16 protein-coding genes, 1 rRNA gene and 1 pseudogene are annotated in these 25000 nt (G+C 43.6%); 9 read left to right on the top strand and 9 right to left on the bottom strand.

Annotated features, from left to right (window positions below; genetic code table 11):
• Window positions 1–45 precede the first annotated feature (45 nt).
• The 3 genes from rrf to GFB48_RS10255 all read left to right on the top strand — a co-directional run bounded on the left by rrf (window position 46) and on the right by GFB48_RS10255 (window position 4433).
• Window positions 46–161 (top strand): 5S ribosomal RNA (rrf, locus tag GFB48_RS10265).
• 956 nt (window positions 162–1117) lie between these two features.
• Entirely contained in the window at window positions 1118–3496 is a 2379-nt protein-coding gene (locus tag GFB48_RS10260; RefSeq protein ID WP_163934910.1) for a TonB-dependent siderophore receptor, read from the top strand.
• A 49-nt stretch (window positions 3497–3545) separates the two neighbouring features.
• Window positions 3546–4433 carry an S-adenosyl-l-methionine hydroxide adenosyltransferase family protein gene (locus GFB48_RS10255; protein WP_163934906.1) on the top strand — a complete coding sequence of 296 codons (888 nt, stop codon included), beginning with the start codon at window positions 3546–3548 and terminating at the stop codon, window positions 4431–4433.
• 64 nt (window positions 4434–4497) lie between these two features.
• Here GFB48_RS10255 and GFB48_RS10250 read toward each other — a convergent pair whose 3' ends face one another.
• From GFB48_RS10250 to GFB48_RS10235, 4 genes and pseudogenes are all read right to left on the bottom strand, one after another.
• Complete coding sequence (locus GFB48_RS10250; RefSeq protein WP_163934903.1) at window positions 4498–7023, bottom strand: DUF4962 domain-containing protein; 2526 nt, start codon at window positions 7021–7023, stop codon at window positions 4498–4500.
• A gap of 112 nt (window positions 7024–7135) precedes the next feature.
• Entirely contained in the window at window positions 7136–7372 is a 237-nt protein-coding gene (locus GFB48_RS10245) for a DUF6868 family protein (protein ID WP_163934900.1), read from the bottom strand.
• Window positions 7373–7469: 97 nt separating this feature from the next.
• The gene (locus GFB48_RS10240; protein ID WP_163934898.1) at window positions 7470–8048 is read right to left on the bottom strand and encodes a membrane protein insertase YidC; all 579 of its coding nucleotides are present in this window, start codon (window positions 8046–8048) and stop codon (window positions 7470–7472) included.
• Window positions 8049–8413: 365 nt separating this feature from the next.
• Window positions 8414–8578, bottom strand: a pseudogene (locus tag GFB48_RS10235) (type II toxin-antitoxin system prevent-host-death family antitoxin); the annotation flags it as partial.
• A 211-nt stretch (window positions 8579–8789) separates the two neighbouring features.
• Here GFB48_RS10235 and GFB48_RS10230 point away from each other — a divergent pair.
• From GFB48_RS10230 to GFB48_RS10205, 6 genes are all read left to right on the top strand, one after another.
• Entirely contained in the window at window positions 8790–9671 is an 882-nt protein-coding gene (locus GFB48_RS10230) for a hypothetical protein (protein WP_163934891.1), read from the top strand.
• 387 nt (window positions 9672–10058) lie between these two features.
• The gene (locus GFB48_RS10225) at window positions 10059–10595 is read left to right on the top strand and encodes a hypothetical protein (protein WP_163934888.1); all 537 of its coding nucleotides are present in this window, start codon (window positions 10059–10061) and stop codon (window positions 10593–10595) included.
• 279 nt (window positions 10596–10874) lie between these two features.
• Window positions 10875–12167, top strand: a complete 1293-nt coding sequence (locus GFB48_RS10220) for an ImmA/IrrE family metallo-endopeptidase (protein WP_163934886.1) — start codon at window positions 10875–10877, stop codon at window positions 12165–12167.
• Between the two features lie 619 nt (window positions 12168–12786).
• Window positions 12787–14163 carry a Na+/H+ antiporter NhaC gene (gene nhaC / locus GFB48_RS10215; protein WP_163934883.1) on the top strand — a complete coding sequence of 459 codons (1377 nt, stop codon included), beginning with the start codon at window positions 12787–12789 and terminating at the stop codon, window positions 14161–14163.
• Window positions 14164–14643: 480 nt separating this feature from the next.
• The gene (locus tag GFB48_RS10210; protein ID WP_163934880.1) at window positions 14644–15795 is read left to right on the top strand and encodes an arginase family protein; all 1152 of its coding nucleotides are present in this window, start codon (window positions 14644–14646) and stop codon (window positions 15793–15795) included.
• A gap of 81 nt (window positions 15796–15876) precedes the next feature.
• A complete protein-coding gene (locus tag GFB48_RS10205) occupies window positions 15877–17094 on the top strand; it encodes an MFS transporter (RefSeq protein WP_163934877.1) in 1218 nt (405 codons plus the stop codon).
• Window positions 17095–17297: 203 nt separating this feature from the next.
• Here the strand turns inward: GFB48_RS10205 and GFB48_RS10200 are convergent, their stop codons facing one another.
• The 5 genes from GFB48_RS10200 to GFB48_RS10180 form a co-directional block, all read right to left on the bottom strand.
• Window positions 17298–18914: a FlgO family outer membrane protein gene (locus GFB48_RS10200; RefSeq protein WP_240464856.1), complete on the bottom strand. Its 1617-nt coding sequence runs from the start codon at window positions 18912–18914 to the stop codon at window positions 17298–17300.
• Window positions 18915–19198: 284 nt separating this feature from the next.
• Entirely contained in the window at window positions 19199–19570 is a 372-nt protein-coding gene (locus GFB48_RS10195) for a hypothetical protein (protein WP_163934871.1), read from the bottom strand.
• A gap of 170 nt (window positions 19571–19740) precedes the next feature.
• Entirely contained in the window at window positions 19741–20505 is a 765-nt protein-coding gene (locus GFB48_RS10190; protein ID WP_163934868.1) for an SDR family NAD(P)-dependent oxidoreductase, read from the bottom strand.
• 376 nt (window positions 20506–20881) lie between these two features.
• The gene (locus GFB48_RS10185; RefSeq protein ID WP_163934866.1) at window positions 20882–21649 is read right to left on the bottom strand and encodes an SDR family NAD(P)-dependent oxidoreductase; all 768 of its coding nucleotides are present in this window, start codon (window positions 21647–21649) and stop codon (window positions 20882–20884) included.
• A gap of 210 nt (window positions 21650–21859) precedes the next feature.
• Window positions 21860–25000: an efflux RND transporter permease subunit gene (locus GFB48_RS10180; RefSeq protein ID WP_240464855.1), complete on the bottom strand. Its 3141-nt coding sequence runs from the start codon at window positions 24998–25000 to the stop codon at window positions 21860–21862.

The raw sequence follows: 25000 nt of genomic DNA, 5'->3' as shown, positions 1-25000 counted from the left end.
AGATTAGATTAACGCGCTAAAACAGCGAGTTAATAACAAATTATGCTTGGCGACCATAGCATTTTGGACCCACCTGACTCCATTCCGAACTCAGCAGTGAAACGAAATTGCGCCGATGGTAGTGTGGGGTCTCCCCATGTGAGAGTAGGTCATCGCCAGGCTTCAAATAAACAAATAAGGCCTTCCCGAATGGGAAGGCCTTTTTTGTTTGTTTGCATTTTAACGGTTGCTGCTCTCATATGGGGACATAAAAAAGCGCAACGAAGTTGCTTCCTTTCCATGTGATAGTAGGGTGGAGACCGCCCGGAAATGGCGAAGCGATTTCAGGTCTGAACGACAAAATCTATGATTTTGGCTGGGCACCTTTGGACGCGAAGCGGTCGCCAGGCTTTTTTCGTATCTAAACCCGTAATGGCGGTGACCCTGGTGACCCTCAGATGGGGAGTATTGATAGGCCGATGATTACATCCTGCATAATCGTAACGATCGCCATCCATGGCGGGCGTAGGTGAAGACCCCTCGGAAATGGCGATGCGATTTCAGGTCTGAACGACAAAATCTATGATTTTGGCTGGGCACCTTTGGACGCGAAGCGGTCGCCAGGCTTCCAATTTATTTTCACTTTTTTAAAAAGTGAAGACAAAAAATACGAGAAAGCCCCAACCGAAAGGTTGGGGCTTTTTTCGTATTTAAACCCGTGAAGGCGGTGACCCTCAGATGGGGAGATTAAACACAGAATTTGTGTGGTAGCATCATTACCCATCTTATCAATGTGATTGCATCCGGTTGTTACGCTTTTCTGGGGTGCTTACAATATTTGATTTTTATCCTATTTAACAATTTTTTGCTGCTATTACTTGGCATTAACATCTTAGCGATGAATGAGTTTTGCTAGCTTATGTTTTTGTTAGTTTATTGTTTTTATTTTCATCATTATCGTTAGTCTCTGTGGTGCTAATGTCTGCTTATTTGTTTTTTTTAGTGCTTTAACCTGATTTTGTTTGTGTTGCTGGTTTGCGCAATGTGGCCATTCTGTTTTTGCTGTGTATATTGTTTTGTTTGATTGTTATTATTTGATCTGTTTTGTTTTTTATCATTAACTAAAATGGATGCTTAAGTGAATCGATTACCTTCTTGTTTTGCACTGTCTGCTCTGACTTTAGCAATTTCTACACCTCTGACTGTGATAGCTGAAGAGGTAACTATTGAAACCGAAGAGACTCTAGTTGTAGTAGGTTCTCGAGCTAATCCACGTTCAGCGTTGGATAGTGCTGTTCCCGTTGATGTTATCTCTGCTGACGCGTTACAGAATTCAGCATCAATGAATGGTGAAATTGCTCAGCTATTGCATAGCCTATTACCATCTATTAATTTCCCACGACAATCTAACTCAGACACTGCTGATATTGTTCGTCCAGCACAGTTACGTGGGTTAAGTCCTGATCATACTTTAGTATTGGTTAATGGAAAGCGCCGTCATACTACTTCAGTACTCAACACTGGCGGTAAAACTGGTCGTGGAAGTGCGCCAGTAGATTTAAATACCATTCCTTTTAGCGCGATTAAGCGTATTGAAGTACTTCGTGATGGCGCTGCTGCTCAATATGGGTCAGATGCAATTGCTGGTGTGATCAATATTGTTTTAAAAGATGCCGATCAAGGTGGCTCTATCAGTGCTACCTATGGTGCGCACGTCACAGATTTTAAGCCGACTGACTCATCTATTGTAGATGGCCAAACCACGCTAATTACTGCCAATAAAGGCATTAGCCTTGATAATGGTTTTATCAACGTCAGTGCTCAATACCGCGATAGAAAAACCACTAATCGTGCTGGTTTTGATCAGGTGCCATTTTGGGAAGTAGATGCAGGCAACCCAGATGTTGTTGGTAAAGTAAACTACAAAGTGGGTGACCCAGAAGAGCAAGGTTTTGCTTTAATGGTAAATGCTGAAAAGGAAATTTCAGATAACATCTCTCTTTACGGCTTTGCTAACCACTCGAACCGCCAAGCATTGGGTTCGAACTTCTACCGCTATCCCAACGACACTTGGTCGAACGTTGCTGAAATTTATCCTGATGGTTATATCCCAATGACCGATGGTACCACTAAAGATGATGCTGTGGTTATTGGTATTAAAGGCAGCCATGATTGGGATTGGGATTTAAGTGCCAATTATGGTCGTAGTTTCTTCGACCTTAATCTTAAGGACTCTTTAAATGCTTCCATGGGCGCTGCCAGCCCTACTGAATTCCATTTAGGTACTTTTGATTATTCACAGTTAGTGATTAACGCAGATGCCAGCAAGCTGGTTAATCTAATCGGATTTGATGCCACCATCGCTGTGGGTGCTGAATACCGTACAGAGTTCTATAAAACCACCGCAGGTGATGAAGCCAGTTATAGCCTAGGTGCGAATATTGCTGCGCCTGGATCTCAAGGAAGCCAGGGATTACGCCCAGTCGATACTGTAGATGTCAGTCGAAATGCGGCAGCTATTTATGCCGATGTTGAGGTTGAACTGACTTCGGATCTACTAGCCAGTACCGCGCTTCGTTATGAAGACTACAGTGACTTTGGTGATACCTTCAATTCCAAGTTAGCATTAAAATATTCTTTAACGGATTTCGTTAATCTACGTGGTGCTGCGAGCACTGGCTTCAGAGCGCCTTCGTTAGTTCAAAACCACTATCAGGCGAGTACCTCTGATTTTGGTGATAATGGTGCACTAACCACTTTTGCTATTGTGGCACCTACCAGTGAGCTTGCTCAGGCCGTTGGCGCTAAATCACTTAAAGCTGAAACGTCAACGAACTATTCTTTGGGTGTGGTGTTTAATTCAGATTTCGGTCTGTCGGCAACGGTTGATGCTTACCTAATTGATATTAAGGATCGCATTAGTCTCAACCAAGGGGTTTATACTGCACCTGATGGTACGCCAATTAATGAGTTACCAGAAGCGGCAGCTCGCCCTGGTATTCAAGGTGTTCAGTTTTTCACTAACGCTATTGATACCCGTACTCAAGGTGTAGATGTCGTTGTTGATTACAATGTTGACAGCTTAGGTTTGTCGTTAGCCTACAACCATAACACCACTGAAATTACCAATGGTGGCACCAGTAATGTTGAAGAGATTAATACCCTTGAGTCTGCTGCTCCAAAAAACAAGTTGATATTTACTGCTAACCATTCATGGAATGGCCTAAACAGCATGCTACGTGTGACCCGTTATGGTGAAACTGAGCGTGTGTTTGATTTTGGCGGTGGTTACCATCCCCAACAGACTTTCTCCGCGAACGTGAGTGTGGATGTGGATGTTAATTACCAGTTTGCCAATGGATTGAGCATTGCACTTGGTGCGAATAATTTACTTGACCAATATCCGGATTTATCAAGTGATGAAATCAATTACTTCGGTAACTTCCCGTATGACGTTATTCCACCAATTGGTTTAAACGGTCGTTACGTTTACAGCCGTATTAACTATAAATTTTAATTAGTCTTTGAAGTTTGGCTCTGCTCGGCAGAGCTAAAAGGAATAAAAAATGAAAAAATTAGCTCTTGCAGCACTATTAGTATCGCCATTTGCTATGGCTAAAGCTCCGCTTGTTTTCCAATCTGACTTTGGTGTGAAAGATGGCGCCGTTTCAGCAATGAAAGGTGTATCGGTTAAGGTTGATCCTACCTTACCTATTTATGACCTAACTCACGAAGTACCGACGTTTAACACTTGGGAAGCTTCTTATCGATTGTTCCAAACGTCTACGTACTGGCCAGAAGGGACCGTGTTTGTATCTGTGGTTGATCCTGGTGTAGGTACTAAGCGTAAGTCTGTGGTTTTAAAAACCAAGGCTGGTTACTACTACGTTACCCCAGATAACGGCACCCTAACTTTAGTGGCTGAGACCCAAGGTATTGAAGCAGTACGTGAAATTGATGAAGCGGTAAACCGTCTAAAAGGTTCAGGTAAGTCTTACACTTTCCATGGCCGTGATGTTTACGCCTATACAGGCGCTCGTTTAGCTTCAGGTGTTATTAGCTTTGAAGAGGTTGGCCGCAAATTACCAAACGAAGTGATCGCGATTGATTACCAAAAAGCCACAGTGAAAAATGGCGTGATCAAAGGTAACATTCCGGTACTTGATCCACAATTTGGTAACGTGTGGACCAACATTGAAGAAGGTAAGCTAGCCCAAGCTGGCATCAACATGGGTGATACTGTTTGTGTTACCATTAACAATGGTGACAAAAAAGTACTAGATACTAAATTCCCATACGTTGCTTCATTTGGTGAAGTACCAATGGCTTCCGAGCTGGTTTATTCAAACAGCCTATTAAACGTTTCATTTGCACTTAACCAAGCTAACTTTGCTGCTAAGCATGGTATTGCTTCTGGTGCCGCTTGGAATGTTTCATTAAAGCAGTGTAACTAAGCTTTTAGGCGCTGATTGATAAAAAAAGGAAAGCTAAGGCTTTCCTTTTTTTATGTCTTTAATGCTATAACCTTTTCAACTCCGCCAATCCACTGCGTAAGCTTAATTGCTTACCATTGTCTAATTCAACCTGCAGTTGTGCGGGCTGGTTTGGATCAAGGTTAACGCTAATACTTGCGCCATCAATGCTGAATTGGTTGTCAGAGATCTTTTGCACTGCTCTGGCCTTAGTGCCTTTGGCTGCAACATCAATAATAGTCAGTAGGTACTGTTTTTTACCTGAGTTAGCCACATTTAGGTGCCAACCTATGTCTTTATACACTGCAGTGACGCCGTCTTTCTTACGGCCATCGACATTAGTTGGGGTGTGTAGGCTTTTGTCAGTCAGGTCAAACTCTAGCTTATCGCTGGCAAAAAAGTGGCTGTAGGCCCGGCCTTTTTTACCTTTAACCAAACTGCCTGTGCTGGTTAATTGCATTGGCTTTGGTGAGTGGAAGCGCCAATCCCAGTGAGCATGGTTATCTGCGGCCACTTCATCATAGATGATCACCCAGCCACCATTGATATGCACCAGATTACGCTTGTAGGTGTGTAATGATTTGTCTTCGACATGTTTATACCAGTCTACCCCGGCATCGCTAAATCTTTGGTGCCATTGTGGTGAAGGCTCCCCACTGTAGGCTTTAGAGGCATCCCCTTGAACAAACATGAGATCGTTATCATCTAGGTATTGGGTTAGTTGTCCCCAGGCATGGGAACTGACCGGTTGACCTTTGTCATTCACCATTAAGGTATTGTGGGCACGGCTATTGCGGTACCATTCATAGGCGTGTTTTTTACCGCCATGACGATACCCCGTAGGATAAATTAATGGCTCGCCGGCGTATAAAATATTGAAGGCGTTTGATGATGGCAGGTTATGGCCAAAGTTACCCCAAGGAGCACTTCTAAAGGCAACGGCGGTGGTTAATGGTTGCCAGCTTTCGATTGAATTAACAATGCCGGTATCTTTAAATATAAATCGATTTGTTAAGTTGTTTTTATTGCCAGGCTGTTGAAAATCACTGGCAAGGCCTGAAGTCATTCTTTCCCAATGCACTTCTTTAGCGATATCTTTCTGTTGCCACTGCTTTAAATACCAGTTGATGCGAGGATCTTTTAATTCTGCATTCAAGTTATTCAGCCAGTCAACGGTGCCATTTTTAATGCTTTTTTCATCTTCAAAACCATCACCGCCAAAGCCATCAGCCCAAGATTTTGGCGGCATGCGTGCGATTAACCATTCGATCTGATTAGCAAAGAATGGATGTTGATAGTAATCTACACCAGCATAACGACGAAGGTATAACGGAACTAAGGTCCATGTACCAAAGTTAACACCTACATATTTACCGTTCGTCCAGCCACCATCGGTAATAGACTGTACAGGGAAGCGAGCTACCCAAACACCATAGGCATATTCTAAATATTTATCGGCTTTCGGCGTTTCACCAGCAAGAGCAATAGCTGCGCGAAGGAAATCTGAGAAGGTATGCTGCCAGGCATGGTTATCCATGACTCGGGCTTCTAATCGGTTTCTAAAGTATTGATAAAAGCCTTCTGTACGCTCTATTAATACCGCTTTAACTTTCTTCTTTTCCGAAGCTGATAGCTGCGTATAAAAAGTATCATAAGCAACAGCTAATGTTGGCATAAGCACGGCAATATCGAAATCATCTTGGGCAAAGTTGTTCGCTCCGCCTTCGGTGAGTACATCATTAACAGGGAAATTGGCCACTTGCATGCTCCAACGGATCCCTTCCTGTGCGTACTTTTCTTTACCCGTAATTAAATAGGCTTTGGCTAATGTTTTGATCGCTTGATAAAAAACACGTCCCGTTGGTTTTGATTTAGGGTGGCCATCAGGAAACTTTTTATTTTTTAAAATTCGCTGCCCATTTTTAAAGAACTGACCGCCGTACTGTTTATCTGCTAATTGCACATCAAAGTAACTGTCCGCTTTTTTGATGATGGCTTTGGCTTGTTTGTTGGATTCTTTTTTATATTGGGCAATATATTGGTTACTTGCAGGGGTTGCCAGCAAACGAGGACGTTCTGCAGGGATGTTATTAGTTAACTCTGAAGGGTATGGCGTAATGAACCCTGTTTCACCTGCAACCTGCTGTACTGACATAACATCAGAAGTTTCAATCAGTTTACCATCTCTAAAGCGTTTGTATTGCCAGTAATATTTTCCAACTGGTAATACATCGTGAGTATTAACAAATGCCCACTCTAAATTGGTTTTGTGGATGATAGGATGTGAGAGATCGGCTTGCTTAGAAAGAGTAAATTCGTAACTCAGATTCTGCTGATCTTCCGGCTTATTTTTAGCGGGTACAGGCCATGAGAAAGTGATCACTTGTGATGTGTGGCTGCCGTTATAAGGAGATACTCGCTCGCGCCATTCAGGGTGCGGAGTATATTGGTTATCAATCGAGTAGTCAGTCGCAACAGAAATATTGGACGCTACTACGAGTTTTACAAAGCTGATATTAAAGGCCGTGATTAGAACAATAATTATTGTTTTTTTTATGGTGCAAGCAAACATCTTTCATCCTTAATAAAAGGTGGAATCGACAAAATATTACCTTTTATCATTCATGGATGGCAGATGCTTTACAGAAGATTTACATGATTTTAATTTGTTAAATATGCCAAAGCTAACGCGCCAAATTAAGTGCGATATAAGGCACTAGGTTAAATACAGTGATCAGCAACTTATAATTAGCAATATAGTTAAAATACAAGGTGTCCAGTTGTTCGACAGGCACGCGGGTAATACGACTGTGCAGGCCCTTAATGGCATCGTTGAAGCCATAAACGGCTAAAGCGACGAATAAATAAATGGCCACATTGATAACCGTACACCAGCCTAAAACAGTAATTAGATTTTCCATAACTTTCCCTAACTTGTTAATTCCTAATAACTATCTTAAGTCATGGTATAGATGTTGGTAGTCGTTTAGATCAAATTTACCGACCGTTAGGCTTTAGCTAGATATTCACCTTTGCTTTATTTGTGGCGAAACCATGCAAAGTTAAATTCTGCCCAAGGGTGACTAAACTTGAGGTCGCCCAATACACCCCAATAGCCGAAGGTAAGCTAATAAGCACTATGGCTGAAATCACCGCAGGGATCAGCGCTAATAGTAAACTCGATTGTTCTGCGCCCCCAGGCATTGCCAGCATGGCAGTAAAGGTCAGTACACTGACAACAAAGGTTAATAAGATATCGGGTTTCGCAATATTGGCGATCCAGAGAAACTTTGACTGCAAAGCCATGCTTTGTAGCGCTTGAAACATACCAAAACCAAACACCCCTTGGGACGCCATATTAGCTAATAGCCCCTTAGAGAAAAATTGAATATTGTGCTTCTTATAAAACGCCATGGTTTGCTGTTGTAGCTTCATCGGCTCGCCTTTATATTGGATTTTTAGGGCTTCGAGCTCAGGTTTTAAACGCTGTAACGCCATCTTATTATTTTGCATTTGCAGGCTGCTTTTCATCCCAAAGGGCAGCAGTAACAATCGCACCACTAAGGTAAAGGCCACAATTGCCAATGCTTGTGACAAACCAAGCTCGTTGCTAAAGAACAACATCCCTAAATTCAAAATCTCTAACTAACTGCTCCAAACTTCCATTAAAATCCATATAAATTAATTACTTACCAACATAGCTTACCCTGCAAAACAAAAAATGTAACACCCTATTTGTGGGGGTATGCAGCTTAAAATTAACCCTGAGCAATGACTAGTGATTCGAATAAATCTCTATTCGCATCATTTTTTGATTTGATTAACCCCTCTATTCAAATCAAAAAATGATTTGAATAAGAAAAATCTAATGGAAGTTGGGGAGTTTAGAATGTCTATTAAGGAAGTAAATTGAGTTTATAAATCTTCGAGGTTTACAGGATACTTGGCTGATTTTGCCGTTCTTAAATGATTTCAGTTAGCTCTGCATCCTCAAGCTTATCCATAAGTCCTTCATAAAGCTCAGCAGGTACACAGTAGAACGCTGGCGTATTGCTATCTAGCACAGCTATAACATCACCATCAGCACTATTCACCACCTCCATTGGATTGGCTTTGAACTCTGTAACCCTGACCCCATTGGATTGGCTTTGAACTCTGTAACCCTGACCCCATTGATTGACTTGTTGCTAAATCTGAGTTTTATTCAGGTTGCTGAAATAATTGGAAAATCACCAAAAAAGGTGCTTTGAAATGGTCGTGTGAAAAAGGTACTTTAATACCTTCGCTGAAGGGTGCTGGTGACTCTGACACCCACTAATTCTAATAATAAGGAAAACAATGAAGTACTTACTTATCTTACTAAGTTTAACTTTGGCAGGATGTGCGACAACTCCACCGCTTAATAAAACAAAAATGAAAAATGTCGAAAGCGTAGCAATTGTTAGCTTCCCCCATCTTCGTATTCATGCTGTGACTGGCGTCACTACTCTAGCCAGCAGTCACTTTACCCAGAAGCAAGGTTATTATTTTGATACAGGAGAACAAAACAATGCCCTTCAGGTGAGAAGTGCTAATTCGGTTGACACGACTCAATACTATCAAAGCCATGGTGTCGTTGGCGGCGTAACAGCAGGTATTGTAAGTGGTATTATGGCCGGTGCAGAAAAGTCTGCGAACAAGAAAGCGGTAGACTTTCATGAAATCTTCAAAAAGCAAAACCCTAACGTTAACTTTAAAGATGACTTTATTAAAGCTCTAGTAAAGGGCTTTAACGCTAAAGGCATTCGAGCAAGTGTGATTAGTGATCAGGCAAGTAATACCCCAACACTACGCTGGACTGCTCTTGATTCAAAAGGAAAGCAATACCGTGAGAAACTCAGTGCAGATTTGCCAATAGTGGATGCCGACCTTCTTATCCAAATAAGCCCAGTGGCTTTATACAATGCGCCAGGCGCCATGAATGCTTATGCCAAAACAATCAGTATTGAGTTGGCGTTCTTTGATGGCCGCACCAAAGAGTTTTATGGTACCAAGCTATTACACGACGTTGATGGTATTTTATCAGGCTATCACTCGTATAAAGATCTTGTTAAAAACATTGATACAGATGGCCCATTATTACATAGTTTATTTATGGGGTTAGCTCCTAAAGTCACTGCTTTAGTTTCCCCTAAAAAGTCGTCCTCAATAGCGACCAATAAAAAAGATACGAAGCTTTAAACTATAAATGCCAACAACAGTTAATGTTGCAAAGTGACCTTATTAACAAGGCGCTTGTTGTTAAGTTCCATATAAGGTTTGATTTCGGTATTCAACTGGAGTCGGGCCTTTTATCATCATACTGGCTGTGACACTCATAGTTAAAATTTTGTGTCCCTGCCGCTGCTTCACCACCACCAACAACAACTCAGCATCTTCCACCGCCTCATCATCCAAATCATACTCACCTATATCGCCACCTAAACAACAAATTAACGCAAAAAATAACTAAAAACAGTAATTCGACAAAGCCTAATATAATCAGTAAATTAAGATCCATATTTAGGGTAGGCTCAGCTAAAGCATCAAATAAACTTGCCCATTTATTGACAGTTTTAGGTGGTAACTATGGAATCAATAGAGTGGGGAGTTAGGTTTACTTACCTAGATCTTGAGCCTAATTTAGCTATATATATATTTGTAGGTTTGTTTTTTAGCATGCCGTGGATCCTCGCTCTAATCGTAATTTTTGAGTTTAAACTAAGACTTGGTACACCATGGAGAGGTATACTATTAATAACTGTATTATTTATTATTGGTTCGTTAAGTAAATATTTTAAAAACTCTAAAACGTATGACTATATCGATCATATGGCAGATGGACGTAATGTCATTGTAGGGAACTGGCATGTGAAGAATAAAGTTAAAATGGGGACTGATTATGAAACGGTTATAGTAGATGAACAACGTCTAGATGTCTTAGGTAGAGGGGGCCATTGGGGATGTTTAAGTAAGCCTTTTAGCCAGTTGCTACCCAGCCCTCACCACAAAGAGCAATTAATTAAAGTCTCATATATTAAATTGGATAAAACCTTAAAAACAGGTCACCATAGTTCTGAATTCGAGTATTGTATAATTGAGGTTTATAGCGAGAAACAATATTAATACATGTAAGTCATAGTTGATTATTAGCCCCCAGCTTCACCAGTACCAACAACCTACTACCCAAACAAACCACCCTCTTCACCCTAAAAACACACTAGCCCCAAGTATTACCAAATACAGTACTTTGATCTACCCCCAAAACATCAGTAACTTAATACCACTTATAGTGGGAAGGCGTTATCTAACTATCAATAACCCTGACCCCATTGATTTCTAATCAAGAGCGTTCTTATGCGGAACTCAGACACTAATATACTGTTAGGCTCATATGGAGAGTAGATGAACACAGTTGATAAAGGCGATAAGCTCGAAAAAACTATCTTCGATCTCTTTTCCAATGATATAGAAAATGATCTATTTTGGGCTCGTAAAGAATGTTGCAGGATCTTTGCAAAGAAAGGGTATTACTCTAAAGATCGGGAAAAAGATATAGTCTTCGATGTTTCCATTGAAATCTACTTGCCTGGGCAAAAACACTATTCAGTATTAGTATTGATTGAATGTAAAAATTATAACCATAGAGTTCCTGTTGATGATGTTGAAGAGTTTTATGCTAAAACACAGCAGATTTCAGGTGCAAATATTAAAGGTATCTTAGCCTCGACTAATTCATATCAAGATGGAGCTTTCAAGTTTTCTAGGTCTAAGGGCATTGGTCTACTGCGCTATTTTAGTCCAGATAAACGTGAATGGGTTTTAAATCGCTCTCCATCAGTTATCAAAGGAAGAAGTGAAAGTATTATCGAGCGGATGACAGTATCACAAGGTTTGCAAGATCAAGAGTTTAAGAGTAAAGGCTTCGATTTCTACTGCTACTCAAGTGGGACTTATACAAACTCTACTAAGCAACTAATATCGAGTTTGATTTTGCAAAGTGTATCAGAAGAAGATAGTAGCTTTTGGGACTGTGTAAAGAGTAAATCCCCGATAAAATCCTCGCTCGTCAGATATCTTGAACCTGATTTTATCGAAGAGCAGTGTATGGAAGTACTGAAACGAATTAAGTATTTTTCCGGGCCGGTCTCCATGGAAGCTCTGCAACAGTATGTCTTAGACCAACATTCTGTAAAAGTTAATTTTGACGCTAATCTTGATTTCGGTGTCTTGGGGAGTGTCAATTTCGAAGAAGGTGTTATAAATATTGATAATCAGCAATGCGAAACTGAACCAAGGGCTAGATTTACCCTAGCTCATGAGTTGGGGCATCTACTTCTAAAGCACTCAGAGTATATGCTTGGTGAAAGTTGTTTAGACACTCACCTAGTCGGAGCTGACCGCACTGATATTGTACTGAAGGATATTATGCGGATGGAGTGGCAGGCCAATCAATTTGCTGCCAGCCTATTGTTACCCAAAAAGGCATTCATTAAGGCTTTTCTGGTGGAGGTTGAAAAACAAGGGATCGTAGATCGAGGGTTTGGTTTGCTATTCGTAGATGGACAGAGTTGCAATCAATCAACTATGCACTCTATTTCAGTAGCACTAATGAAGCGATTTAACGTGTCGAAGACTGTTGTAATTATCCGAATGAAGCAACTGGGCATTATGCGTGAAGAGGTTGCAAGAGCCTAACTAATGGCTCCAAGCTACAACCGATTCTAGAAACGGATGCCCATTTTCCCCTTCTGTCTGCGCTTAATTTGATTGAGTTAATGGAGCTGCTAGGCATGGATGCCTAGTAAGAACTGTTTGAGGCAGGACGCCGAATCAGTTCGTGCTCGACCATTAACGATTGAAAATTAAGGTCACGCAGACTGCGGGGGCTGCGGAGGGGTTCCACAAAATTGTCTGGAACAATTTTGAACCGCTTTAGCGAGCCCGCAGGGTGGAAGGCAGGATGCCTGGAGTAACGGAGGGCGCAGCCCGCTCTCCCCTTGGGTGCTGTCGCCACCGCGACTCCCAAGCTAGAAAAAATACCCAAATCAAAACAGCCAAGCGCAGCTTAAAAGAACCCCAAACCCAAAGCCATCTGCAAGATAAACCAACAAGCATCGTTAAGTGCCAACTTAACAAAAAATGCCGTCCGCAGGACAAAACCCAACGCAGGTCATAGGATGAAATCCTATAAATAGAGCCAGCTCTCATTAAAACACTCCCAATTCGCCAACCCCCTAGCAAACCAGTAAAGTACGCCACTAACCCTAAAAAGGCGATTTTTATACGCCCGTTAACAAACCAGAGGTTTATTTAGATGCAATCAGCTGTTTTACGTGCACCATCGTTACTGCAGGTAATAGTAGCCCTTGGCCTATTTCTATTAATGGCATTTTCCTTTACTGCCGAGCTTAATTTGCCGATTCAGCTAGCGCTGTACTTTGGTTGGTTTGTGATTATGGGGCTGGGACTTTACCTTGGCCATAAATATAAAGATTTAGAAGCAGCGGCATTGCAAGGGGTAAGCAAAGGCTTACCGGCGGTGTTGATCTTAATGGCGGTCGGTGCCTTAGTGGGCACCTGGATTGCTGGTGGTATTGTACCGACCATTATTTACTATGGCTTAAACGCCATTCACCCGGCGATTTTCTTGCCTGCTACCATGCTGATTTGTTCGTTAACCGCTTTAGGTACGGGCACCTCATGGGGCGCTGCCGGTACGGCGGGTATCGCCATGATGGGCATTGGTTCGGGCCTTGGGGTGCCGCCAGCGGTGACGGCCGGTGCGGTACTGTCGGGGTGTTACTTTGGTGACAAGTTATCACCCTTATCGGATTCGGTGATTCTGGCCTCAAGCATGTCTGAGGTGGAGGTGGTTGAGCATATTAAAGGTATGCTACCGATAGCACTGATCAGTTATGTGATAACCGCACTATTGTTTACCCTATATGGCTTAAACTTTGCTGGTGATGTGGATATGAGTCAGGTTGAGGGTGTGATTGCCGCTATCGATAAGCAGTTTGTGATTACGCCGTTAGCCTTTATTCCAGTTGCTGTGGTTCTGGGCATGCTTGCATTTAGGGTGCCTTCGTTTGTGGCCATTAGCTTTGGTTCATTGTTAGGCGTGGTGTGGGCTGTGCTGCTGCAAGATATGGACTTTATTCATGCCTTAAACACCACTTGGGCACCGTTTGCGATTAATTCGGGGGTGGACTTTATTGACGCCATTTTAAACCGTGGTGGCATGTCGTCTATGCTGGGCTCGGTTGCGGTAATCGTATTTGGCTTAGGCTTTGGTGGCTTACTGGATAAAGTGGGTATTTTAGCCCGTATTGCCCAGGTGTTTGAAAAGCGTGTGCAAAGCGCTGGTGGCTTAGCCTCTAGCACCATTGCCACCGCATTTATGGGTAATGTGTTTGGCTCGGCTATGTATGTATCACTGATCCTTACCCCGAAGATTAGCGCCAAGAACTATGACCGTTTAGGTTATGCCCGTAAGAACCTGTCCCGTAACGCTGAGTTTGGTGGCACCTTAACCTCAGGCATGGTGCCTTGGAGTGATAACGGCATTTATATGGCGAGTATCTTAGGGGTGGCTACCCTGTCATATGCGCCATTTATGTGGTTAAGTTTTGTGTGTATTGCCGTTACTATTGTTACTTCTTACCTAGGTTATTTTGTTGACAGAAAGTAGGTCTTGCAGACCTTTAATGTTTGTTTCTGCAGAGTTTGTTAGCTTTTGTTCTTTAATAGAAAGAAGGCAGTTTAATTGAAGTGGGTTATTAAACGTCGGGTTTCAAGCAAGTAAAATAGCTAACAAACGCTGTCCTTCGGATGAGTTTAAAGGTCAACCTAGCTGCGTTACTCTCATTTTACATAGAGTAACTATGCTTCAATTCGAGTGCCTTGCTATCTTGCCCTTTAATTCCCACATAAAGTAAACAAAAAAGGCCAGCAAGCCCTATAAAACAACTGTTAATTATGAATATTTCAAGGCCCCGCAGAGTAATCTGCGGGGCCTTTTATTTTAGGGTAAAGCCTTGATACTTTTTTGGGGTGCCATGTAACCGTAACAAACTTATATCAAGGTGGTGAGTTTGAGATGATATCGCCAACTAGAAAAGGCGGAGTCCTTTTCATTTTTCGATTGAAACATTTTTAGTTGGAGCAAATCATGACTAAGAAGTACCCACCAATTCCTGCTGAGCGTTTAGCTAAGTACAAAGATCTGTTCGAAAACTCAATGAGCATCGACGGTATCGATCAAGAAGTTATGGATCACCTAGTTCGCATGAGCGAAATGGGCGGCGGCGCTGGTATCGAGGTTGTTGGTAACCTAAACAAAGAATACCTAGGCGCGTTCATGGCTCCTTACGGTCGTAACACTAAAGATGCTGACATCGTTGTTATTGGCCAGCCTCTAGAAAAAGCGGCGCCTATGAACAGCTCTCACAAGTACGGCCCTAAGGCTCTACGTGATCTTTCTAAGAACGCTATGGGTACTATCGAGCCAGGTCCAGATGGCGGTTGGGATATTCCTTTCGATTCTGCACGTATCATGGACTACGGTAACATTGATACTTACGGCCAGTTCGACATGAAAGACGAAGTACAGAAGATTGTTGACGAGTACGACCGTATCGTAAACGAAGACGACTGTGTGACGTTCACTTGGGGTGGTGACCATACGACTTCTTACGCGCCAATCGCGGCACTAGGTAAGAAATTTGGTCCTCTTTCTCTAATTCACTTCGATGCGCACTACGACCTAGTAACATTCGCTGACTTCGAGTACCCGTACCACTCTGGTAACCAGTTCACTCGTAACTTCGCTGAAGGTAACCTAGACCCTGAGCGTATGATCACTATGGGTGTTCGTGGTCGTATGACTGCACTTGTAGGTGGCCACGCTAAGAACTTCGGTGTTGAAGTTTACTCTGCGGACGACGTATTCGATCTAGGTACTAAAGAAATTGCTGAGCGTATTCTTAAGCGTGTTGGCGATGCGCCTTGTTACTTCTCATTCGACCTTGACGCCCTAGACGCGACTGATAACGCTTCTAACTCTGCGATCGAACCATTCGGTCTTAAGTCTCGTCAAGTTTGGGACATCATTCGTTACCTACGTAAACACGGTAACATCAACCTAGTTGGTGCTGACGTTGTTGAGTACACGCCACAGCACGACCTATCTAAGCGTGATGGTTACATTGCTGCAGGTATCAGCTGGAAGCTTCTATGCTGGATGGCTGACTGTGTTGAAAAACGTAACGGCGAAAAGCGTAAAACTGAATGGCCACAGGCGTTCGGTAAAGCTTCGCTGTAATCTGTTGTCACTGACATAGATTGCCAAGGAGGGCAGCAAGTTTTTGCTGCCCTTTTTCAATTTTTAAATAAGGTATTTCTTATGAGCAATAAGAGCTTTATGGGCATCGAACCATGGTTCGCTGCACACTTTGCCTACGGCATCGTGCAAATGGTATTTATTCCAATTTTGGTTCCTACTTACATTCTAGCGATGACTGACAGTGCGTCTTTAGTCGGTATTGTTATGGGTATTCTAGGCTTCTCTGGCCTGTCTGCGCCTATCCTAGGTGGCTTAGCTGACAAGTTTAAAGCGCACCGTTTAGTGCAGCTTATTGGTGTTGCGGCTTATGGTTTAGCGGCGCTTGTTTTCTCTATGTCTGGTGACGTAGTAGCAATGCACATTGCGGGTGCGGTATTACTAGGTGTGGGTTCGGCTTCACTGCTTATGATGAACCCTGCATTCGTGGTTGCTGGCGGTTATAGCCAGGAAGAAGAAGCGGTTAAGCTAACTCGTCTGAACCAACTTGCGATTGTTGGTGCTTTAGTGGGTGGTGTATTACTGGGTGCAGTAATGGACGCTGGCTGGAGCTATGAAGCCTGTTTCTACCTAATGGCCGCCATTTGTGCGGTATCGGTAGTGATCACTGGCCTAACTAACAAAGAAGCGGCGGATCGCGTAGCTAACGCAGGTGAGCAAGCAAGTGAAGAAGCAGGCGAACAAGAGCAAGCTGGCGGCATGGCACAGCTGATTTTCTCTCGTTTTGGTGTATTCCTAGCAGCGGTATTCTTCGTGACTATTGGCCAGGGTGTGATTACCGGTCAGTTCCCTAACTACATGAAAGAAGTCTTTGATATTGAGCCTTCAATGTCTTCTACTGCGCTTTCAGTCTCGGCAGCAGCATCGCTAGTTATCTTAACATTAGCGGGTAACTGGATGGCGAAACTGGGTCCAAATCCAGTATTCATTGGTGCACTAGTGGCTTCTGCGGCTTCAATGATAGCCCTAGTACTAGTCGCAGCCGGCGGTCCAGCCATCTTAGCTTACATTCCACTAGGTCTATACGTGATTTACCTGCAGGGTGTGGCGGTATGTGACATGTCACAGCCTTCAATTGCCGACAAGCAATCAAGCGCGGGTGCTGGTCTGACTCAGGGTCTACTAATGTTCGCTATCGCGATTGCTTACGCAGTAGGTAACGTTGTGGGTGGTTTCGCTGCGGAATCATTCGGCTTTGGTTCTCTAGCCGTGGTGGTTGGTGCCGTATCTGCCGCGTCATTTGTTATCGCATTCTTCGGCCTAATTGGTGGCAAGAAGTAACTAGGGGCTGCTGATCTTTCATGTTTACTTTATGTAAACCTGTGGACAGCGTTTGTTAGTCATTTTTACGGTGTTGGCCCTCATTGGTGTAGAACAACCACACCGCAATCGCTCCGCCTTGTATAAAAGGCTAACAGACCCTAAGCATTACCCATAAAAAAACCGCTCATTTGAGCGGTTTTTTTGTTAACAGGCCTTAGCGCTTAAGCGATTTTCGCTAGGCTTGCTAACAGTTTTTGCTGGATTTCAGGCGACGATACATAGCTGCTAATGCGCTGTTCTTTAGTACTTTCAAAGTCACTGCAACTGGCAATAATTTGTTGGTAAGAAACCTTAGCCGCTTCGATATCGCCCATCTCTACTTCAATCACCGCTTTTAATAGTGGATGCCAGTAAAGCTGCATTAGCGAGAACTGATCTAACTCCTTTAGGGCTTTGCTGTAGTCACTATTCATGTAGTGCTCAAGGATGTAAGCCATTGAAAACCATGCTGGGCGGTAAGGGTTGAGTACCTTAGAGTCATCCAGTAACTGCATACCACGCTCAAAGTCTCCCGCCAGTGCCAGCGCCCAGCCTGCAAGACCAATTTGGTAGGCCGCATTCGGGTTTAGTGATACCACTTTATCGGCGGTGTCTTTGACACCTTGGGCATCGCCACGACTTTGGTAGCCAAGTAATAGCGCCATTTGCGCTTCTTGGTTGGTTGGATCCATTTCTACCGCACGGCGAGCACAGTCGATGCCCTTTTGAATGCTGTCTGCTATGTAAACATTATGCAAACGTTCGGCATCAAAATATAAAATGGCTAACATGGCCCAAGCCATAGTGAAGTTTGGCTCTTTTACCGTGGCGTGCTCTAGGGCTTCTACTGCACGGTGAAAGGTTTCTTTGGATAAGGTCATTAGGTAATGACGGTATCTAAGCGTGGCTTCATAAGTCGTTAACTGCTCAACACTTTTGTGATTTGAGCTTAAGTATAATTGCCTATGGATAATGCCAAAGCTTGAGGCTAATTCTGCTACAATTTCAGCAATAATTTGATCTTGTATATCAAATAAGTCACCTGTGGTTAGGTCACAGTCGTAGCGTTCTGCCCAGACTTGTTGGCCGGTATCGGTGCGGTATAAACGCGCCTGAATACGAGCTTTGTCTTGGTAGGTACGCAGGGTACCTGAAGTGACAAACGAGACATTTAATTCTTGGCCAAGGCGCTTAATGTCGGTGGTCGATGTGGGGTTAATTTCCACATCACCTAGGGCGTACATAGACACCACTTTTAAGGTGTCGAAGCGTGAAAGTTCGGTGGCTAAATCTTCACCAAAACCTTCTGCAAAATAATGCTGTTCTTTATCGTCCGATAACGATAAAAATGGAATAACGGTCAAGGTCGGTGACAGGCCTACAAAAGGTTGTTCTTCTGGGGTTGGCTGCTCTTTTGAGTTCACTTCTGCGGCTTGCGGGCGAGACTGAAATAATGGGCAGTATTTGCCTTTAGGGATCGAGATCAGTATTTGATCATTTACCCCTTCGGTGAGGTAATAGGTCTCCAGAGCGCGGCGAACCCTGCCAGCCTGGATACGCACGATAGGATCTGATTGGTGATCAAACTCCACCCCACGTTCGAATACTTCAGTGGCAATAGTAAATTGCTTTAGGCGATCGCCATTGCCCATGATGGCTTGCTCAACCACAAAGTTAAGTAACTCTTTCATTTTTGGGCTTTGCACGAAAGCTTGGCTTTCTAGGACACGATTGAGTTGCTCTCTGGCGACAACTTGATTGTCGGTATCCTGTATATCTAGTTTTACTAGTTCTGACACGTTAGACCTATTATCGAATAAGTTTTTTTTCATTTTGACACGAAGTTAAATTGAAAAGTAGCATAGCCTACTCAAGTTACTCATTGAGATTGCTAAATTTTGGCTTAGGTCATGTTTTTGCTCTATTTATTGGCTATTTTTTAATCGCAGTAAAGTTACCCAAGCAAAACGTATGATACTTATTACGAGAATCCGCGCTTTTTTGCTTAACGTGATGAAATAATAGATATCGGAGATGTGATACTAAAAAAGCAGGCCTGGCCTGCTTTTCTTAGTAAAGGGGATTAGTAATCGTCGTAGTAAAGTTCTTCTTCGATGATTTCCTCTTCGATGATTTCTTCTGCGATGATTTCTTCTTCGATGATTTCTTCTTCAATGATTTCTTCTTCAATGATTTCTTCTTCAACGATATAGTGCTCAGCTTCACAAGCGCCATCTAGGTATGCACCTTCGTATGAACCATTGATTGCACCTGCAGCGCCACCAATAGCGGCGCCCGCTGCCGCGCCACGTCGACCATCAACAATCGCACCAATAATGGCACCATCTACAGCCCCTTCAACACCTTGAGCGATCATTTCGCCAGCTTCATAGTCACAGTAAGCAAATGAGTTTGCAGAGAAAGCTAAAGCAGCAACTAAAAGTAATTTTTTCATAACGGACTCCGGTTAGCGGTATCAATTTATGAGTCCATAGTAGATAGTTTTTGCTTTAGTGGTAGTAGCTTACGGGATAAGTGTGATCAAGATGTAGAAGTTCAGTTAAGGTTCAGGTGTGACAGTGATCTGGATCACCTGAACCTTACGGGTTAGCCTTAAGTTATTAACTATTGCGCTAGGGTGTTATAAGCATCAATGCTCATGCCGGCAGAAAAACCACCATCCACACCAATAGCTTGGCCGTTAATAAAGGCGCAATCGTCACTGGCTAGGAAGTGGATCATCGAGGCCAGCTCTGATGGCTTGGCGATGCGGCCTAGTGGCACCGCTTTTTGTTCCATACGCAGCTGTGGTTCACCACCTTCGGCGCGGGCCATAGGGGTATCCACCGACGTTGGGCATACCGCATTGACACGAATATTCTTAGCTCCTAGTTCAAGCGCAGCCGTTTTAGTAATACCAATAACGGCCCACTTTGATGATACGTAAGGGGCTAGGTAAGGAACCCCTTGCACGCCAGCTGCCGATGATACGTTAATAATCGAACCACCTTGGTTCATGTATTTAGCGGCGTGTTTAATACCGAACACCACACCCATGGTGTTAATGTTGTAGTTAAAGTCGAAATCGTCTTTTTCACATTCGGTTAGGGTATTGTAGCCACGGTTTACCCCAGCGCAATTTACCACGATATCTAGGCGGCCATGTTCTTCATGGGCTTTTTGCATTAATGCAGCAACTTGCTCTTCTTTAGAAACGTCGGTTGCAACAAATGTGGCATTTAATTCGGATAGAAGCGCATCGTCTGGACGTAGGTCGCCAATAACAATTTTTGCACCTGCTTGTTGAAGTCTTTTTGCTGTGGCTTGACCGATTCCTGACGAGCCTCCAGTGATTACTGCGACCTTGTTGGTAAGATCAAAGAAGTTCATATCTATTACCTGATTTAAATGGTCTGTTGACCTTTGTTGTTTGGATCGAAAGCGGTTTGTTAGTCTATATACAGGCGGAGCGATTGAGCTGTGGTTGTTCCACATCAATGAGCTTCAACGCAGGAGAAATGGCTAACAAGTGCTATCCAAAGGAGGTGCTTAAAGGTCAAACTAGCTGGGTTACTCTCATCAACATAGAATATCTATGCTTCAATTTGAAAGCTTTGCTATTTTGTCTTTTAATTCGCACATAAAGTAAACATGAAAGATCAACGGACCTTACTGTATTTTAGAGGTAATTTTAACCGTTTTAGGAAGGATATAACAGGGGCAATAAAGCTAGTAAGGGTAAACTTACTAGCTTTTTAGGGGTATATTATTCAGCAGCTAAAGTGTTGTAAGCATTAATGCTCATGCCTGCTGAGAAGCCGCCATCAACACCAATTGCTTGACCATTAATGAACTGACAGTCAGGTGCAGATAGGAAGTGGATAGTCGCTGCTAGTTCTTCTGGGTCTGCAATGCGACCTAGTGGAACCGCTTTTTGTTCCATACGCAGTTGTGGCTCACCGCCTTCAGCGCGTGCCATTGGCGTGTCTACAGAAGTAGGGCATACCGCGTTAACACGGATGTTCTTTTCGCCTAGCTCTAGCGCCGCCGTACGAGTGATACCGATAACGGCCCACTTAGAAGATACATATGGTGCTAGGTAAGGAACACCTTGCACGCCTGCTGCAGAAGAAACGTTAGTGATTGCACCACCGTTTTTCATGAAAGGTACCGCGTGCTTGATACCATATACCACGCCCATGGTGTTTACGTTGTAGTTGAAATCGAAGTCTTTCTTCTCAGATTCCATTAGTGTGTTGTAACCTGCGTTTACGCCCGCACAGTTAACAACGATATCGATACCACCGAACTCTGCGTTTGCAGTTTCCATTAGGTTCTTTACTGATTCTTCAGAGCTTACGTCAGTCTTGACGAAGATGCCGCCAGTTTTAGCGGCAACTTCTTCACCGCCTTTACGACCAGCGATAACGACTTTAGCACCCGCTTTAGCTAGACGCTCTGCTGTTGAAGCACCGATACCTGAAGTACCACCAGTAATTACGGCAACTTTGCCTTCTAGATTAAAAAAGTTCATCGTCTTTTCCTCATCAATCGAAAATGCCACGTTAGCTTCTTGCTTTGCAGCGATGGGTAAATAATATGGAAATGACTTAAATTTAGTCAGTTAGACACTGGAAAAAGTGAAGGTAACAAGTTAGGTAACGTGTTACCTAACGAAAGTTACATATGTATTAGGTACAAAAAAGCCAACCCTAAAAGAGTTGGCTTTGTAAAACCGATAGCTTTATTTGGCGTTTGATTCGGCCATTTCAGTAATCGCTGGGTTCGCTTTTTCACGCATACGCTGGAAGATTACGAACAGTACTGGCACGATTAGACAGCCTAGAACCGTTGCCGCTGTCATACCACCAAAGGTTGAGAAACCAATGGCTTGACGAGCACCAGAACCCGCACCGGTGGCAATCACCAGTGGTACCACACCCAAGATGAACGAGAATGCTGTCATTAGTACCGCACGGAAACGAAGTTTAGCGGCGGCTACCCCCGCTTCAACAATGCCCATACCTTTGTTTTCACGCAGTTCTTTGGCGAACTCGACAATCAGAATTGCGTTACGGGACGCCATCCCAACCATTAGTACCAGACCTACTTGGGTGTAAACGTTGATATCACCATTCATTAGCCAAGTATGCAAGAAGGCACCGAACACGGCCGTAGGTACACACAGGATAATCGCCAATGGTGTCATCCAAGATTCGTACTGAGCCACTAGGAATAAGAAGGTAAATAGCATTGCCATACCAAACATCAGTGGCGCTGCGTTACCCGCTTTTTGCTCCTGGTAGGTTAGACCAGACCAATCGTACTTGTAACCTGCTGGCAGGGTTTCATCGGCAATTTTAGCCATCGCCGCTACCGCTTGACCAGAAGAGTAACCCTCTGCTGCAACACCGTTAATCATTAGTGAGTTGTATAGGTTAAACAGCTCTACACCCTCTGGACCAAGAACGTTTTTCACTTCAACTAATGAGCTTAGCGGCACCATGCGACCATCATTCGCACGAACGTGGATTTTAGTAATATCGCTGGCATCCACACGACTATCAGGTGAAGACTGCAAAAATACTTTAAAGTTACGACCAAACTCACTGAAATCGTTCACATACATACCACCTAGGTAGGTTTGTAGTGAGGTGTAGATGGTTTCAATACTGACGTTAGATGCTTTAATTTTGTCACGGTCTAGCTGAACTTCTAACTGAGGTACAGATGAACGGAACATGGTGTAAGTCAGGTCAATCGCAGGATCGGCCATGGCTTTTTCCATTAAGGCATCGGCAACCTGAGATAACTGCTTAGCACTTCGGCCTTGGGTATCTTCAAGACGCATTTCAAAACCGTTGTTCATACCTAGCGCTGGAATTGCTGGTGCGAAGAAGGTAATGATGTCAGCTTCTTGAATGGTGCTCAGCTGGGCTTGAGTCTTAGCCATAATTGCTTTCATACCGAGTTCAGCGTCTTTACGATCTGACCAGTGTTCAAGGTTAACAATCATCATTGCTGAGTTTGACGCTGCCGCGTTGCCTAAGAGCGAGAAACCAGGAGCAGAGACCACTGACGATACACCATCTTGAGCCAGCACCATGTCAATCGCTTCATCAGTGATTTCTTGGGTACGGTTCAATGACGCCGCCATTGGTAATTCGATGTTAACAAAGAAGCTACCAGAGTCTTCATCGGGTAAGAAGCCCTGTGGCATTTTGCCCGCCATAAATACAATCGCTGCAATCATGGCACCAAAAAGTAACAGGGTAACAGTCAGGCGTTTTACCATCAGGCTAACGGTGTTACCTAGTCCGATCGTAGCTTTGTCTAGAACTCGGTTAAAGCCTTGCAGGAACTTGCCAGGTTTTGGGCCACCAGGACGCATAAGAATGGCTGCTAGTGCCGGAGTCAAGGTTAGGGCGTTGATGGTTGATAGCGCTACCGATACCGAAATAGTAATACCAAATTGTTGGTAAAGTTGACCGGTTAGGCCTGGCATCATGGTTACCGGACCAAATACTGCGAATAGAACCAATGCAGACGCAAGGATCGGCGCAGTTACTTCTTTCATGGCTTTTAACGTCGCAGCCATTGGGTCTAAGTGCTCTTCATGCATGATGCGTTCAACGTTTTCTACTACGATAATCGCAGCATCCACGACGACACCAATACTTAGCACCAGGCCTAACAGTGTAAGCATGTTCATTGACATGCCCATCCACTGCATGACCGCAAATGTGGCAATCACCGATACTGGAATGGCAATCACCGGGATAATGGTGGTGCGCCAGTCTTGCAGGAATACGTAAGATACGATGGTTACCAGAATAATAGCGATGATTAGGGTTTCAATTACCTCAGCAATCGATACCTTAACGAATTCAGTTTGGTTGTATGGAATGTCATAAGCCACACCCGCTGGGAAGCGAGCTTCTAACTCAGCCATTTTCTTTTCAATGCCTGCTGAAATATCTAATGCGTTCGCCCCTGGAGATTGGTAAATCGCAAGTAATGCTGCATCAGATTTGTTCATCATGGCTTTTACTAGGTACTGCTGTGAACCAAGCTCAGCTTTACCCACATCAGAAATACGAACAAGCTTACCGTCAGTGTCCGCTTTGATTACGATGTCATTGAACTGCTCAGCACGTTTTAGACGACCTTCAGTACGAACCACCATTTGGAATTGTGGATTACCGTCACCATAAGGCGCAGCGCCCACCATACCCGCTGGACGAATCACGTTTTGCTCGCCAATGGCAGCAGATACGTCTTCTGGGGTAATGCCTAGGCCAGTCATTTTTTCAGGGTCTAGCCAAATACGCATGGCGTAGGCCATATCACCAATGTTACGTACCTTAGAAACACCAGGAATACGAGCAATCTCGTCCTTGATGTTCATGTTGGCGTAGTTATTTAGAAATAGACCATCGCGAGTCAGATCGGGGGAAGACACCATGATCGCCAGCATAATGTTAGTGGCGGTTTTTTCCACCTTAACACCAGAACGCTTCACTTCGTCAGGCAGTTTTGCCATCGCACGGTTTACACGGTTCTGTACTAGGATCTGTGCCTTATCGGCGTTGTAACCTACTTCAAAAGTTACGGTTAGGATGTAGTTACCATCGTTTGAAGACTTTGATTTCATATAAATCATGCCTTCTACACCGTTTACTTCTTTTTCAATCTCTTTCGCTACGGTATCTCTCAGTACCTCGGCGTTGGCGCCGGTGAACTCAGTTGATACTTCAATCTCTGGTGGCGCAACAGCTGGGTATTGCTCGACCGGCGCTTGCAACAGTGCAATCAGACCAATAATGGTCATAATGATGCTTAATACAATTGCAAACTTTGGTCGGCGAATAAAAAACTCTACCAT

Source organism: Paraferrimonas sp. SM1919 (assembly GCF_010993985.1).
Classification (GTDB): Bacteria; Pseudomonadota; Gammaproteobacteria; order Enterobacterales; family Shewanellaceae; genus SM1919.
The sequence above is the reverse complement of the archived record's forward strand: the minus strand, read 5'-3'. Positions and strand labels throughout refer to the sequence as shown.

Bases quoted from the DNA above. Each gene is read 5' to 3' on its own strand.
- GFB48_RS10230 (WP_163934891.1), top strand. From the start codon at position 8,790: ATGAAGTACTTACTTATCTTACTAAGTTTAACTTTGGCAGGATGTGCG.
- GFB48_RS10255 (WP_163934906.1), top strand. From the start codon at position 3,546: ATGAAAAAATTAGCTCTTGCAGCACTATTAGTATCGCCATTTGCTATG.
- GFB48_RS10245 (WP_163934900.1), bottom strand. From the start codon at position 7,372: ATGGAAAATCTAATTACTGTTTTAGGCTGGTGTACGGTTATCAATGTG.
- GFB48_RS10250 (WP_163934903.1), bottom strand. From the start codon at position 7,023: ATGTTTGCTTGCACCATAAAAAAAACAATAATTATTGTTCTAATCACG.
- nhaC (WP_163934883.1), top strand. From the start codon at position 12,787: ATGCAATCAGCTGTTTTACGTGCACCATCGTTACTGCAGGTAATAGTA.
- GFB48_RS10210 (WP_163934880.1), top strand. From the start codon at position 14,644: ATGACTAAGAAGTACCCACCAATTCCTGCTGAGCGTTTAGCTAAGTAC.
- GFB48_RS10220 (WP_163934886.1), top strand. From the start codon at position 10,875: ATGAACACAGTTGATAAAGGCGATAAGCTCGAAAAAACTATCTTCGAT.
- GFB48_RS10190 (WP_163934868.1), bottom strand. From the start codon at position 20,505: ATGAACTTCTTTGATCTTACCAACAAGGTCGCAGTAATCACTGGAGGC.
- GFB48_RS10205 (WP_163934877.1), top strand. From the start codon at position 15,877: ATGAGCAATAAGAGCTTTATGGGCATCGAACCATGGTTCGCTGCACAC.
- GFB48_RS10225 (WP_163934888.1), top strand. From the start codon at position 10,059: ATGGAATCAATAGAGTGGGGAGTTAGGTTTACTTACCTAGATCTTGAG.
- GFB48_RS10195 (WP_163934871.1), bottom strand. From the start codon at position 19,570: ATGAAAAAATTACTTTTAGTTGCTGCTTTAGCTTTCTCTGCAAACTCA.
- GFB48_RS10185 (WP_163934866.1), bottom strand. From the start codon at position 21,649: ATGAACTTTTTTAATCTAGAAGGCAAAGTTGCCGTAATTACTGGTGGT.
- GFB48_RS10180 (WP_240464855.1), bottom strand. From the start codon at position 25,000: ATGGTAGAGTTTTTTATTCGCCGACCAAAGTTTGCAATTGTATTAAGC.